9 protein-coding genes and 1 riboswitch are annotated in these 12886 nt (G+C 69.4%); of the genes, 3 read left to right on the top strand and 6 right to left on the bottom strand.

Translation table 11 applies throughout. From position 1 onward, the window contains the following. Positions 1-4 precede the first annotated feature (4 nt). A complete protein-coding gene (locus FHW73_RS01325; protein WP_221187386.1) occupies positions 5-3034 on the bottom strand; it encodes a TonB-dependent receptor in 3030 nt (1009 codons plus the stop codon). A 169-nt stretch (positions 3035-3203) separates the two neighbouring features. Between FHW73_RS01325 and FHW73_RS01330 the strand changes: the two genes are divergently transcribed. Beyond that, positions 3204-3764 (top strand): RNA polymerase sigma factor, encoded by a 561-nt coding sequence (locus FHW73_RS01330; protein ID WP_183424905.1) that lies wholly within the window; start codon positions 3204-3206, stop codon positions 3762-3764. Further along, positions 3761-4831 carry a FecR domain-containing protein gene (locus FHW73_RS01335; protein ID WP_183424906.1) on the top strand — a complete coding sequence of 357 codons (1071 nt, stop codon included), beginning with the start codon at positions 3761-3763 and terminating at the stop codon, positions 4829-4831. Before FHW73_RS01330 ends, FHW73_RS01335 begins: the two co-directional genes overlap by 4 nt. 36 nt (positions 4832-4867) lie before the next feature. Here FHW73_RS01335 and metE read toward each other — a convergent pair whose 3' ends face one another. Continuing rightward, positions 4868-7186 (bottom strand): 5-methyltetrahydropteroyltriglutamate--homocysteine S-methyltransferase, encoded by a 2319-nt coding sequence (metE, locus tag FHW73_RS01340; RefSeq protein ID WP_183424907.1) that lies wholly within the window; start codon positions 7184-7186, stop codon positions 4868-4870. 209 nt (positions 7187-7395) lie between these two features. Continuing rightward, positions 7396-7628: riboswitch (cobalamin riboswitch) on the bottom strand. An 18-nt stretch (positions 7629-7646) separates the two neighbouring features. Then, on the bottom strand, positions 7647-8354 hold the full coding sequence (locus tag FHW73_RS01345; RefSeq protein WP_183424908.1) for an NAD(P)H-dependent oxidoreductase: 708 nt from the start codon (positions 8352-8354) through the stop codon (positions 7647-7649). A gap of 112 nt (positions 8355-8466) precedes the next feature. Here FHW73_RS01345 and FHW73_RS01350 point away from each other — a divergent pair, with 112 nt between their 5' ends. After that, the gene (locus FHW73_RS01350; protein ID WP_183424909.1) at positions 8467-9414 is read left to right on the top strand and encodes a LysR substrate-binding domain-containing protein; all 948 of its coding nucleotides are present in this window, start codon (positions 8467-8469) and stop codon (positions 9412-9414) included. Here the strand turns inward: FHW73_RS01350 and FHW73_RS01355 are convergent. From FHW73_RS01355 to FHW73_RS01365, 3 genes are all read right to left on the bottom strand, one after another. Continuing rightward, positions 9411-10814, bottom strand: a complete 1404-nt coding sequence (locus FHW73_RS01355; protein ID WP_183424910.1) for a DcaP family trimeric outer membrane transporter — start codon at positions 10812-10814, stop codon at positions 9411-9413. The genes FHW73_RS01350 and FHW73_RS01355 overlap by 4 nt on opposite strands. A gap of 149 nt (positions 10815-10963) precedes the next feature. Continuing rightward, entirely contained in the window at positions 10964-11569 is a 606-nt protein-coding gene (locus FHW73_RS01360) for a 2-hydroxychromene-2-carboxylate isomerase (RefSeq protein ID WP_183424911.1), read from the bottom strand. Beyond that, entirely contained in the window at positions 11566-12825 is a 1260-nt protein-coding gene (locus FHW73_RS01365) for an MFS transporter (protein WP_221187387.1), read from the bottom strand. Before FHW73_RS01365 ends, FHW73_RS01360 begins: the two co-directional genes overlap by 4 nt. Between the last annotated feature and the right edge of the window lie 61 nt (positions 12826-12886).

The following is a 12886-nucleotide window of genomic DNA, read 5'->3' on the forward strand; positions in this document are numbered from 1 at the left end:
GTGCTCAGAACTTCAGGCGAACGCCGGCGGTGTAGTAGCGGCCCATCACGTCGTAGTACGGCGAGAACGTCGAGCCGATCGGCGCCTGCTTGTTGGTGACGTTGTTGATCGCGCCATACAGTTCCAGCTGCCCACCCTCGCCCAGCCGCGTGCTCGCGCCCAGGTCGTAGTAGACGTAGCTGCCGATCGCGCCGTTGACGATCGCCTGGTTGCGGTCGTACTGCCCGGACGAGATGTAACGGGCACGGACGTTGGCCGAGAACCGGTCGCTGTTGAACGTCAGGCTGCTGACCGCGCGCCAGCGCGGCACGCCCAGGCCGAACGCATAGCCCTGCGAGCCGACGTACTCGATGTTGTTGATCCCGTCGTCGGTGGTCAGGCTGTTGATCCAACTGGCCAGGGTGCGCGTGGTCAGCGTCCCGCCCACACCGAACAGTGTCGTCGGCCGCTTGTAGGCCAGCTCGATGTCCACGCCGTCGGTCTTGTACTCCGACAGGTTGGTGTAGGTGGAGACGATGCGGGTGATGTTGCCGCCGGCATCGCGCTCCACGCGTGCGCACATCGCAGGGTTCCCCGCCGCGCAGCGGTTGAGGATGTCCTGCAGGCCCACCGTGGTGATGACGTCCTGGATCTGGATGTCGAAGTAGTCCACCGACAGGTCCAGCCCCTCGACCGACTGCGGCGACCAGGTCAGACCAACCGTGAGCGTGTCCGCGGTCTCGGGCACCAGCGCCGGATTGCCGCCGCCGTTGCTCAGCGCGTACACCGTCTGACCGGTGACCGGGTCAAGCACGTAGCTCCAACCGGTGGTGCTGGTGGTGAACAGTTCGCTCAGATTCGCCGACCGGATGTCGCGCGAGCGCGCGATGCGGCCACGAAAGCCCGGAAAGAACTCGTTGGTCGCGCCCAGCTTCCACGACCAGATCGCCCCGGTGGTGGAGTAGTCGGACACACGCGCGGCGGCGTTGACGCCGAAGTCGTGCAGCAGGCCGCGGTCCTTGGCGATCGGCAACAGCACCTCGCCGAACAGTTCCTTGACCGTGAAGCTGCCCTGCATCGGGTTGAAGCTGAAGGAGCGGAAGGCCTTGGCCGCATCGAGCGCGCCGACGCGCTGGTCGATCGACTCACGCCGCGCTTCCACGCCCACCGCCACCGACGCGGCGCCGGCCGGCATCTGGAACGGTTCGCCGCGCAGGCTCGCGCCGAAGGTGTCGAGCTTGGACGTCGAGCGCTGGCTGGGCGTGCCGGTCACGTAGTCGGCCGCGGCCTGCGACGGTGCGCCTTCGCCGAACACGTTGATCGGCACGCAGGCGACGCTGGGATCGGCGAGCGTCACCCGGCACACCGGAGCACCGGTCACCGGGTCGATAACCGAGTCGATCGCGTTCGCCCACTCCTGCCGCAGCACGAACCCGGGCGTGTCGAAGTTCTGCTCGGCCTCGCCATGCGAGTAGTAGGTGCTCCAGCGCCAGTCGCCGGCATAGCCGTCGAAGGCCAGTGTGGCCTGGGTGGTCCGGCGCTCGAAGTCGATCCGTGGATAGTTGATGTCGTTGTTGAACCGGCCGAGCGTCAGCGTGCTGGCGCCGGCGGCGATCATCTCGTCGCGGACCGTGCCGGGCAGGAATGCGTTGTCCAACCCGATCGACAGGTTGCCGCGGTTGTGGTCGCCGAACCAGATGTAGTGGTTGTACATGCGCGAGTGACGCACGTCGGCGCTCATCCGGACCGTGTCGGTGAGGTCGTAGCGCACACTGGCCAGCGTCGAATAGCGCTTCTGCGGCGCGCTCAGCGGGCTGTAGTCGTCGTTCGACGGGCCCTCGCCGCCGCTCATCAGCGCGCCGACCACGGTGCCGTAATCGAAGGGGCGCAGCGAACCGTCGGGGTTGAACGCCTGGCCGGTCAGCGAGAAGCCGCTCACCGCATTGCCGCTCGCATCGCGGGCGCCGACGATCAGGCCGCCGATCGCGGCATCGGCGAAGCCCACATCAGGCATCAGCGTCGGTTGGCCGTCGATCCGCAGCGTCGACCAGCGGCCGGCCCGCGGCCGGGCACTGCGCGGCACGATGCCGTCGTTGTCGAGAAACTCGCCGCCGACCAGCAGATGGCCGCGATCGCCCGAAAACCGCGTGCCCCAGGCGCCCTCGAAGCGCTTTTCGTCGCCGTCCGAATAGGTCGAGCGCCCGGCCTGCGCGCCGAACTTCACGCCCTCGAAGTCGTGATCGAGGGTGATGTTGACCACGCCGCCGACCGCGCCCGAGCCCCAGGCCGCCGATGCACCGCCGGTCACCACGTCCACGTACTTCACCAGCACCGAGGGCACGGTGTTGAGGTCGTTGTCGCCCGAAACACGGCGCCCATCGAGCAGCACCAGGGTCCGGCTGATGCCCAGGCCGCGCAGGTCGACCGGCGCGTTGCCGGCGCCGGTGTTGGAGCCGGTGGTCTGCGGCGAGCTGGTCGCACGGAACTGCGGCAGGTCGTTGAGCGCGGCCCCGATGTTGGTGCGCATGTCGAGGTTCAACTCCTCGGCGCTGATCGGCAGGATCGGCGTCGGCGAGACGAAATCAGGCCGATCGATGCGCGAGGCCGATACCCGGACGGTGTCCAGGCTGACCGCATCGCCCGACGGTCCCCCGACCGCCGTGCGCGCACCGGACACCGCCGGCGACGCCGCGGCCTGCGGCGCGGTCTCGTCGGCCACGATGATCACCCGGCCGTCGCTCTCGCGATAGGTCAGCCCGGTGCCGGCCAGCATCAGGTCCAGCGCTTCGCCGAGGCTGTGACGGCCGGAGACCGCAGGCGCGGTCAGGCCGCGCACCAGCTCCGGCGCCACGATGATCTCGCGCTCGGCGCTGAGCGCCAGTTGATTGAGCGCCGCGCCCAGCGGCTGGCTCTGCACCGCGAACTCGCGTTGTGCCTCCTGCGCCGAAGCCGGAACCACCGCACCGACCATGCAACCCAGCGCGATCGCCAGTGCCGGCACCAGCGGATGCAACGAATGGCGACGCGCGCCGCGTGCCTTCAAACCCTTTGCCATGAAATCCCCTCGAAAGTCGTGATCGGTCCCCGCCGGTCCATGACGCATGGTCATGACGCCCCTGTCCTCGATGTAGACGCACGAGCGCAACAATTCCTCAGCTTGCTCATCACACGCCGGTCACATAGGGTTCGAAGACGACATGCGTCGTGTTCTCCTTCCACACCTCATGACTGCGCCCGCCCCCGGCAAGGCGTCCGAGGCTGCCTCGCCGCAGCCGGACGAGCGGAACGTCACCCGTCTGGCCCAGCACTACCGGCCGGCGCTGCTGCGCTATTTCTCGCGACACCTGTCGAGCGCGGAGGACGCCGAGGACCTGACCCAGGACACGCTGGCGCGACTGAGCCAGCAGCCGGGCCACCGCCTGGCCGGGCTGGCGAATGTCGAAGCCTTCCTGATGCGCATCGCCTCCAACCTGCTGCGCGACCGCTTCCGCCGCGACCGCAGCCACCGCGCCTCCGACCACGTGCCGATCGAGGCGGTCGCTGCGGCCTGGCAGAGTGAGGAACCGTCCTGCGAGTGCGTCTACGCAGACAAGGCGCGTCTGCAGCAGTTCCTGCAGGCGCTCGATGCCTTGCCGCCGCGCTGCCGCGAGGTCTTCTTGCTGCAGCGATATGATGGGCTGACCTACAGCGCGGTCGCCAAGCGGCTTGGCATCAGCGTGAGCGCGGTGGAGAAGCACATGATGCGGGCCCTGATGCACCTGGATGCGACCCTGGACGAGGCATGAAGCCTGAGCTCGAGCTGATCGAAGGCGGCGACCCGATCCGGCGCCGCGCAGCCGCGTGGTTCGCACGCCTGCGCGCTGACGACGTGAGCGGCGCCGACCTGCGCGCCTGGCAGGACTGGATCGACGCCGATCCCCGCCATCGCGCCGCCTACGAACGCCTGGAGCGGCTGTGGACCGGGCTGGGCACGCACGCGCCGCATCCGGAGATCGCGCGCCGCCTGGACGCGGTCGCGCCAGCCGATCGCGGCGAGCGCACGCGTCCCCGTCGTCGCTGGCCGGTCGCTGCGGGTCTGGCCGCCACCCTCGCCCTGGCGCTGCTCGGCGCCTGGCAGCTGCTGGTGCCGGCCGCACCGACCGAGCGTGTCTACGCCACCGGCGTCGGCGAGCGGCGCGAGCTGGCACTCGAGGACGGCACCCGCATCACTCTGGACACCGACAGCCGGCTGCACGTCGCCTTCGGGCCGCGCGCGCGCACGGTGGTGCTCGACCGCGGCCGCGCGTTCTTCCGCGTCGCCCGCGAGCGCCGGCCACTGACCGTGCATACCGCGCACGGCGGACTGCGCGTGGTCGGCACCGAGTTCGAACTGAATCGACGCGCCGATGCACTGGACGTCGCCCTGATCGAAGGCGAGGTCGTGCTGCTGCCGCTCGATGACGGCCGCAACGACCGCCCCGCCCCGTTGCTGGGCCTGGTCGCTGGCCAGACCGCGCGGCTCAGCCGCGATCTCGACACGCCGCAGATCGGCACCCTGCGCAAGCCCACCGCACCGGCCTGGCTGTCGGGCCGGCTGGTGTTCGAGGACGCGACGCTGGCCGAGGTCGTGGCCGAGTTCAACCGCTACAGCCACGCGCGCATCGTCATCGACGACGCGTCGCTGACAGAACTGCGCGTCACCGGCGTGTTCCGCAGCGATGCCCCGTTGGCCTTCGTCGGTGCGCTGTGCGAGGCCTATCCGATCGTGGCCGACGCCAGCACGCCGGGCCGCCTGCGCTTGCGCCACGACCCGGACCGCCATGCGAGCCACACCCCCGGCCAGACCGGGCGCCGCGCCGTCGCCCAGCACTGACGACGCCGCGCGCGGCACCCGACCTCGATCCGCGCGCTAAGCGGGTACGGCCGCAACCGGCTCGGCCGGACTGCGCTGCGCCTGCGCACGCAAGGCGCGCGCGGCTGCCACCAGCGCCGCCAGCGCTGCGCGCGTTTCCGGCCAACCGCGGGTCTTGAGCCCGCAATCGGGATTGACCCACAACTGGGCGACCGGGATCGACGCGGCCGCCCGGCGCAGCAATGCGGTCATCTCCTCGACACCGGGCACACGCGGGGAATGGATGTCGTAGACGCCTGGGCCGATGCCGTTGGGATAGCGGAACCGGACGAAGGCATCGAGCAGTTCCATGCGCGAGCGCGAGGTCTCGATCGAGATCACGTCGGCATCCATCGCCGCGACCGCTTCGATGATGTCGTTGAACTCCGAGTAGCACATGTGGGTATGGATCTGGGTGGTGTCGGCCACGCCCGAGGCACTGATGCGGAAGCTCTCGACCGCCCAGTCCAGATACGCCGCCCAGTCGGCGCGTCGCAACGGCAGCCCCTCGCGCAGCGCCGGTTCGTCGATCTGGATCACGCCGATGCCGGCCGCCTCCAGGTCGGTCACCTCGTCGCGCAAGGCCAGCGCGATCTGCCGGCAGGTGTCGGCACGCGACTGATCGTCGCGCACGAACGACCACTGCAGCACCGTCACCGGGCCGGTCAGCATGCCCTTCATCGGGCGCGAGGTCAGCGACTGCGCGTAGCGCGACCAGCGCACAGTCATCGGCGCCGGACGCGCGACATCGCCGTAGATCACCGGCGGCTTCACGCAGCGCGAGCCGTAGCTCTGCACCCAGCCATTCTTGGTGAACGCGAAACCGTCGAGCTGTTCGCCGAAGTACTCGACCATGTCGTTGCGCTCGAACTCGCCGTGGACCAGCACATCCAGGTCGAGCTCTTCCTGCACGCGCACGCAGTGCGCGATCTGCTCGGCGATGAACGCATCGTAGTCGGCCTGGCTCAGCTTGCCGGACTTGTGCGCCGCACGCGCCTGCCGCACCTCGAGCGTCTGCGGGAACGAACCGATCGTGGTCGTGGGCCACGGCGGCAGCGGGCGCAACGCGTCCTGGGCGGCCCGGCGCGCGGCATAGGGCGCGCTGCGGCGCGAGGCCGACGCTTCGAGCGTGGCCACCCGCGCCGCGACATCGGGCCGGTGCACGCGCGGTGAGGCACGCCGCGCGGCGATCGCGTCGCGCGCCTTGGCCAGCGCCGGCTCGGCGGCGTCGGGGTCGGCCAGGGCATCGGCCAGCAGGCGCAGTTCGTCGAGCTTCTGCCGGGCGAAGGCCAGCCAGCTGCGCAGCTCGTCATCCAGCGCGGTCTCGTCCGTCAGGTCCACCGGCACGTGCAGCAACGAACACGACGGCGCCAGCCACACCGGATCGTCGCCGCGCGCACTGATCGCATAGCGCGCCAGCACCAGCGCATCGTCCAGCCGCGTGCGCCAGAGGTTGCGGCCGTCGACCAGCCCCAGCGACAGCACGCGTCCGGCCGGTAACGCACCGAGTACCGCGTCGAGCTGTTCGCGCCCGCGCACCAGATCGACGTGCAGGCCGTCGACCGGCAAGGACGCGGCCAGCGCCAGGTTGTCGTCGAGCGGGCCGAAGTAGGTCGTCAGCAGCAGCTTCGGCCGCGCGCCCTCGGCAAGCGCCGCGTAGGCACGGCCGTAGGCCGCACGCACCGCCGGATCGAGGTCGAGCACCAGCGCCGGCTCGTCGATCTGCACCCAGGCCGCGCCGGCGGCCTGCAGCCGCGCCAGCAACTCGGCGTACACCGGCAGCAGCGCATCGAGCAGCGCGAAACGATCGCTGCCGTCGACAGTCTTCGACAGCCACAGCAGGGTGACCGGGCCGAGCAGCACCGGCCGGGTCTCGATGCCTTCGGCCTTGGCTTCCAGATACTCGCGCACCGGCTTGTCGTCGCGCAGCGCGAAGCGCTGGCCGGCCTGCAGTTCGGGGACCAGGTAGTGGTAGTTGGTGTCGAACCACTTGGTCATCTCCAGCGCATGCAGGTCGATGCCATCCTGCTGGTGACCGCGCGCCAGTGCGAAGTAGCCGGCCAGCGGGTCGGCGTCGGCCAGCGCGCGGTAGCGCTCGGGGATCGCGTCGACGCCGAAGGCGGCGTCGAGCACCTGGTCGTAGAGCGAAAAGTCGTTGCTCGGCGGCGTGGCGACACCGGCCTCGCGCTGCAGGCGCCAATGGCGCAGGCGCAGTTCGCGCGCCACTGCCTGCAGCTGCGCGGCGTCGGCCTCGCCGCGCCAATGACGTTCGACGGCGCGCTTGAGCTCGCGTTTGCGGCCGATGCGGGGAAATCCGAGATTGGTGATGCCGGTCATGGTGGATGCGTCCTCAATGCGTGGGATTGAGGAACGAAGGGTCCGCATGGTGTGCACCGCGCCTGCGCGCGCCCGCCTGCCACACGGCCGACCTTCGCCCCCTCGGGCGAACCGGGGCCTGCGTGCGGACGTGCGGGACCGGCCGCGACGGGCGCGGCGCGATGCCCGTGCACCTCCCCGCGGAGGCCCCAGGTCGTACGTCCGCGCCTGTCGACGCGGACGGCCAAGGCAGGTCTTCGGGCTCATGGACGGGCCACCTGCGAGGTGGCGGGCCTACTGTCCGTCGCTTCCCGGCCCGAACGGGCGCCAGTGCGTTGACGGAGGTCGTTTCCAGTTACCGCTGCGGGGCAGCGCCGGAATTGCCGCATCGCGGCGCACCGGCTTCCCTTTTAATCATCGCTTCATTCGCATGAAGAGATAAACCTTGGCGGCGACACCGTAGCCCCGGCCGCACGAGCGGTCAAGCAGGCGCCACCACAGCCGCCTCACGCGCGTCGGCCTCATCGGCCAGGCGATCGACCAGCGCATCGACCGCGGCCTCGGCGCGCGCGATCGACGCCGCCAGCCGGGCATCGGCGAACTCGTCGTACTCCACCGCGACCCGGTCGAACGCGGTGATGCCCATGTAGCGCAGCGGCGTCATGACACCCTGCTCGACCAGGTTGTCGCCGGCGTTGCGACCGCCGGGGTCGTAGTCGTGATCGCCGCGCGCGCCCAGCAGCACGGCGCGGCGGCCCTGATCGGCGAGCATCGGCCAGTACGGCGCGCCGGTGCGCGCGCGATCGAAACCGAAGGTGCGACCCACGCGCACGACGTTGTCGATCCAGGCCTTGACCGGCGCCGGCATGCCGAAGTTGTACATCGGCACCCCCATCACCACGAGCGGGCTGCCAAGCAGTTCGTCGATCAGCGCATCGCTCTGCGCCAGCCGCTCGATCATCCACGGCACCCGCTGCGCCGGCGGCGTGAACGCGGCATGGATCCAACGGCCGTCGACATGCGCCGGCGGCGTCAGGCCCAGATCGCGATAGACGATGCGATCGCCAGGGCGGCGTTGCCGCCAGCGCGCGACGAAGCGGGCGCCGAGGCGGCGGGTGTGGGAGCCGTGCGGGACCTCGCCCGAACAACCGGGGCGGGCACTGCCGTCGAGATGCAGCAAGCTGAGCATGATTCACCTGTCGAACCTGGGAGAGAATGCGCACCGAAGCGCCCTGGCATGATTGGCGCCAGCCAGAACCCCGACAAACGATGTTTTCTCGTCTGATGGATGAACTGCTTTCATGCACGCGCCTCCCGCCCGCCTGCCCCCGCTGAGCGCGCTGCGCGCGTTCGAGGCCGCCGCGCGGCGACAGAGCTTCAAGGCCGCGGCCGAGGAGTTGTCGCTGACGCCGACCGCCGTCAGTCACCGCATCCGCCAGCTCGAAGAGTGGCTGGGCCTGCGGCTGTTCACACGACAGGTGCGTCAGGTGCGGCTGACCGAAGCCGGGCAACGCCTGTACCCGAGCGTGCGTGGCGGCTTCGACGGCATCGCCGCCGCCATCGCCGACCTGCAACGGCAGACGCGCCGGCCCGCCGTGACGCTGAGCACGACCCGAGGCTTCGCCGCGCGCTGGCTGCTGCCGCGCCTGCCCGCGCTCGCCGCCGCGGCGCCCGAGGTCGACCTGCACCTGCACGCGGCCGACGACCCGGTCCGGTTGGCCGCCGGCGGCGCGGACCTGGCGATCCGCTACGGCCCCGCACCGGGTTCACAGGTCGAGGCCTGGCCGCTGCTGCCCGGACGGTTCATTCCGGTCTGCGCCCCCGGCCTGGCGCTGGCCGGCATGGACGCGCTGGCGACCGTGCCGCGGCTGCGCTACGCCTGGCGGCTGCAGGACGCCCACACCCCCGACTGGCCGCGCTGGTGCCGGGCCGCCGGCCTGCCGGATACGCACGGCGGCGAGCTCGGATTCTCGGACGAAGCGCATGCGATCCAGGCCGCGATCGCCGGCCAGGGCATCGCCCTGGCGAGCGTCGCCCTGGTCGCCGACGCGCTGGAAGACGGCGTGCTGCAGATCCCGTTCGGCCCGGCACTCGACGGCCACGACTTCCGGCTGCTGGCCGCACCCGACGCCGCACAGACGCCTGCGGTGGTCGCCGTGGGCAGTTGGCTGCGCGCCGAAGCCGAGGCATTCCTGGCGCGGCATGCCGCGCGCTTCGACGCCGCATCACGCGACGCCCGGGACGACTAGAAGCTGTACTTCACATGCGTGTGGATGCGCTGCAAGTCGCCCTCGAGCCCGTTCTCCAGACGGCGCTGCGCCCAACTGATCTCGCCGCCGACATCGAACCTGGGCGCGGGCGAATAGATCATGTTGATCCGGAACGACTGCGAGGTCCGCGTCACCAGGCCGCCGGTTCGCATTGCATCGTTGTCGAAGGCCGCGACCGAGTAGGCGAGATTGCCTCGCAGCTTGGGTGTGAACGCATGGCGCCATGCCACGAAGCCGCCGTAACCACGCAGCGCGTGCATATCGCCATCCGCATCGAGCACGGTATCGCTGGCGAGCGCAAAGCCCAGATAGCGGCCGATGCCGCTTCCGCCGCTGAGCATGTAGCGAATGTCGTCGTTCTGGCCGAGGCTGAGGCGACCCGACACGCTGAGTGCGCCACCGGCGGCCGTGTCGGCGCCGTAGCGGAACTGTCGGGCCAGGCCGGCCACCGTGAAATGCCCCCAATCGCCTTGGGTCAGCCAACGGGCCGTGATGTCGGGCAAGCGGTTGTCGCCGCTGTTGAAGCGGGCCGACCGCGACAGGTAGGGCGTCACCGTCGTCTGGGGATTCTCGACCGAGAACGACCACGGCCCTTGCGTGTAGCGCAGCTGGGCCTGGCGGTTGAACACTGTGCCCTCGGACGGTCCGGTGAAGTCGACCATGTCGGGCAACGCGGCGGTGTCCTGGAAGTTCGACCAGGTCTGGCCCGCCAGCCAGTGCCCGTAACGCACATACGCATGGCGCAGGGTCAGCGCGTAGGTGTTGGTGATGGTCTCATTGCCAGCGAATGCATTGCTGCCACCGCCGTACATGTCGGCCTCGATGTAGGCCTTGATGGTGTTGCCGTTGTCGGTGGTGGTGTCGGTCGCGAACGAAAAACGCGAGAACTGCGCGTGCAAGTCGCTGTAGGTGCTGCGCCGCGCCTGGCCCGACTCGGCGACCGGCGTTGCACCAGGGAAGTAGAACAGACGACCCGGAGTCCCGTCGGCGATCTTGCCGTCACTGGTCGTGGTGGTCATCGCGTCGAACTTGATGAAGCCGCCGAACTCGAAGGTCGTCCCGGCCGGACGGCCGCTGCCTGCCCCTGTTGGCGTCGCGGCAGGCACGACTGCGGACCGCGACGCGCCCGACGTCGAGACGGTCGCCGGCGCCAGCGCTGCAGGTGACGCCGCAGTGGCGTGCGGGGACGCACCTGCCGCAGTGCCAGTCGCCTGGGCATGCTCGGCCAGCAGTGCGCGCAATGCCTGCATCTCGTCTTCCATCTGCGTCAGCCGCAGATGGATCGCAGCCACATCGAGCTCCTGTGCGGCGGCCGGCACGCAGGCGGCGACCGCCAGCGCAAGCACCAACGGGCGCAGGCCCAATGCTGTCTTCTTCATGATGGCGCCCCTCCCAGGGCAACGCGCGCGCCATGGTGGCGCGGGCAACAGGCGTCCGATCCAGCGCCGTGGCGCCAGAGGACACGCGGGGTATGTGGCGGGCGTACCGTGACCCACGCTCGCCTCAAACACGCAGGCGAGCATTGGCGTTACATGCAGCTGCGGATCGTCTCTTCGAGCATGTCGAGCCGATCCTGACCCCAGAACACCTCGCCCCGGTACACATAGGAAGGCGAGCCGAAGACGCCAGCGGCAACCGCCTCGTCAGTGAAGCGTCGATAGGTCGCCTCGACGTCCGCGGACCGGGAACGCGCCCAGACGGCAGTGAGATCGATCCGTTGCGCTTCCAGGATCTCCTGCAAGGTCTGCTCGCAGGACACATCGCGCTCCTCGACCCATTGCGCCCGCAGGATCGCCTTGTACAGCGACGCCACATCCAAGCCCATTTCATCGGCCGCGATCACCAGCCGCGAGGCCTGATCGGCATTGGGGCACATGTACCTGGGCGTCGGATTGACGTCGATCCCGAGCCTTGCGCACCAGCGCTTGAGTTCGGTGACGCGATAGGCCTGGCGTTCGGGCGACCGCTGGGGCAAGAGCACCCCGCCCGTGCGCGCGTACACGTCCGGCAGATCGACCGGCTTGTAGGCGATCCGCACGTCCAGGCGTGTGGCGATGGCCTCGAGCCGATCTGCGCCGAGGTAGGCCCAATCCGAGTTCAACCAGAGGTAGTAGTCGATCGTGCCCCGGCTCATCCGCGTGCTCCGACCGGCGCCACCTCGGGCGCGGCGAACTTGTTCGGACCATGCATGAAGTACGTGCTGACGATCGCCACGACGCCCAGGGCGCTGAGGTACCAGACAATGAATTTCGGATCGCCATCGCCGTACGCAAGCAGGGCGGTGGCGACGATCGGCGCGAGGCCGCCGCCGATGGCACCCGACACCTGGACGGCGATCGAGATACCGCTGTATCGAACCTCGGGCGGGAACTGGGCGGAAAACAGGCTCCCCTCGGGCCCGTACAGCGCCGCGTAGATCACGCCAATCGCGATGCACACCGCCAGCGTGATCGAGCCGGGATCCAGCGTGCCGAGCAGCGCGAAGAACATCGCCGAGAACGCCAGGATGCCCACCGCCCCGACCATGAACATCCGCTTGAAGCCCACGCGGTCGCCGAGCATGCCGCACAGGGGCATGGTGAACAGCGCCACCAGGGCGCCCCACACCGTGGCATCGAGCATCACCGCGCGCGGGACCCCCAGCGTTCCGGTGGCGTAAGCGAGGGCAAACGTCACGACGGTGTAGAACCAGGTCACTTCGGCCAGACGCGCGCCCACCACGGTCATCACTTCCCGGGGGTACTTTTTGAGCACGACCTTGGCCGGCATTTCGACCTTGTCGCCCTTGCTCTTCATGTGTTCGAAGTCCGGCGACTCGGCGACCTTGACCCGAATGAACCACCCCACCAGCAGAAGCACGACACTGGCCAGGAATGGGATGCGCCAGCCCCAGCTGAGCATCTGGTCTTCGGGAAGCGCGGCGACTGCGCCCATCGCGAGCGAGGACAGAATCAGGCCAGGGGCGACACCGGCCTGCGGCAAGCTGCCAAAGAAGCCCTTCTTGCCCTCCGGGGCGTGCTCGACCGCCATCAACACCGCGCCGCCCCATTCGCCGCCGACCGCAATGCCCTGCAAAAAGCGCATGGTCACCAGCAACACCGCAGCCCAGTACCCGATCGATTCATAGGAAGGAATCAGGCCGATCAGGATGGTCGGCACGCCCATCAGGAACAGCGTGATCAGCAACATGGACTTGCGGCCGATCTTGTCGCCGTAGTGGCCGAAGATCACGCCGCCCAGTGGGCGGGCGAAGAAGCCGACCGAGTAGGTCGCGAACGCGGCAAGCGTGCCGGCGAGCGGATCGAACTCGGGGAAGAAGATCTTGTTGAAGATCAGTGCCGCGGCGGTGCCGTAGAGGAAAAAGTCGTACCACTCGATCGTGGTCCCCATCATGCTGGCGATGCCCGCGGTGACGTACTGGCGCCGCGGACGCGGCGCCTTGTGGTCTGTC

The sequence above is a fragment of the Luteimonas sp. RC10 genome (assembly GCF_014192745.1).
Taxonomy (GTDB): domain Bacteria; phylum Pseudomonadota; class Gammaproteobacteria; order Xanthomonadales; family Xanthomonadaceae; genus Luteimonas.

Bases quoted from the DNA above. Each gene is read 5' to 3' on its own strand.
- FHW73_RS01325 (WP_221187386.1), bottom strand. From the start codon at position 3,034: ATGGCAAAGGGTTTGAAGGCACGCGGCGCGCGTCGCCATTCGTTGCAT.
- FHW73_RS01330 (WP_183424905.1), top strand. From the start codon at position 3,204: ATGACTGCGCCCGCCCCCGGCAAGGCGTCCGAGGCTGCCTCGCCGCAG.
- FHW73_RS01335 (WP_183424906.1), top strand. From the start codon at position 3,761: ATGAAGCCTGAGCTCGAGCTGATCGAAGGCGGCGACCCGATCCGGCGC.
- metE (WP_183424907.1), bottom strand. From the start codon at position 7,186: ATGACCGGCATCACCAATCTCGGATTTCCCCGCATCGGCCGCAAACGC.
- FHW73_RS01345 (WP_183424908.1), bottom strand. From the start codon at position 8,354: ATGCTCAGCTTGCTGCATCTCGACGGCAGTGCCCGCCCCGGTTGTTCG.
- FHW73_RS01350 (WP_183424909.1), top strand. From the start codon at position 8,467: ATGCACGCGCCTCCCGCCCGCCTGCCCCCGCTGAGCGCGCTGCGCGCG.
- FHW73_RS01355 (WP_183424910.1), bottom strand. From the start codon at position 10,814: ATGAAGAAGACAGCATTGGGCCTGCGCCCGTTGGTGCTTGCGCTGGCG.
- FHW73_RS01360 (WP_183424911.1), bottom strand. From the start codon at position 11,569: ATGAGCCGGGGCACGATCGACTACTACCTCTGGTTGAACTCGGATTGG.
- FHW73_RS01365 (WP_221187387.1), bottom strand. From the start codon at position 12,825: ATGGGGACCACGATCGAGTGGTACGACTTTTTCCTCTACGGCACCGCC.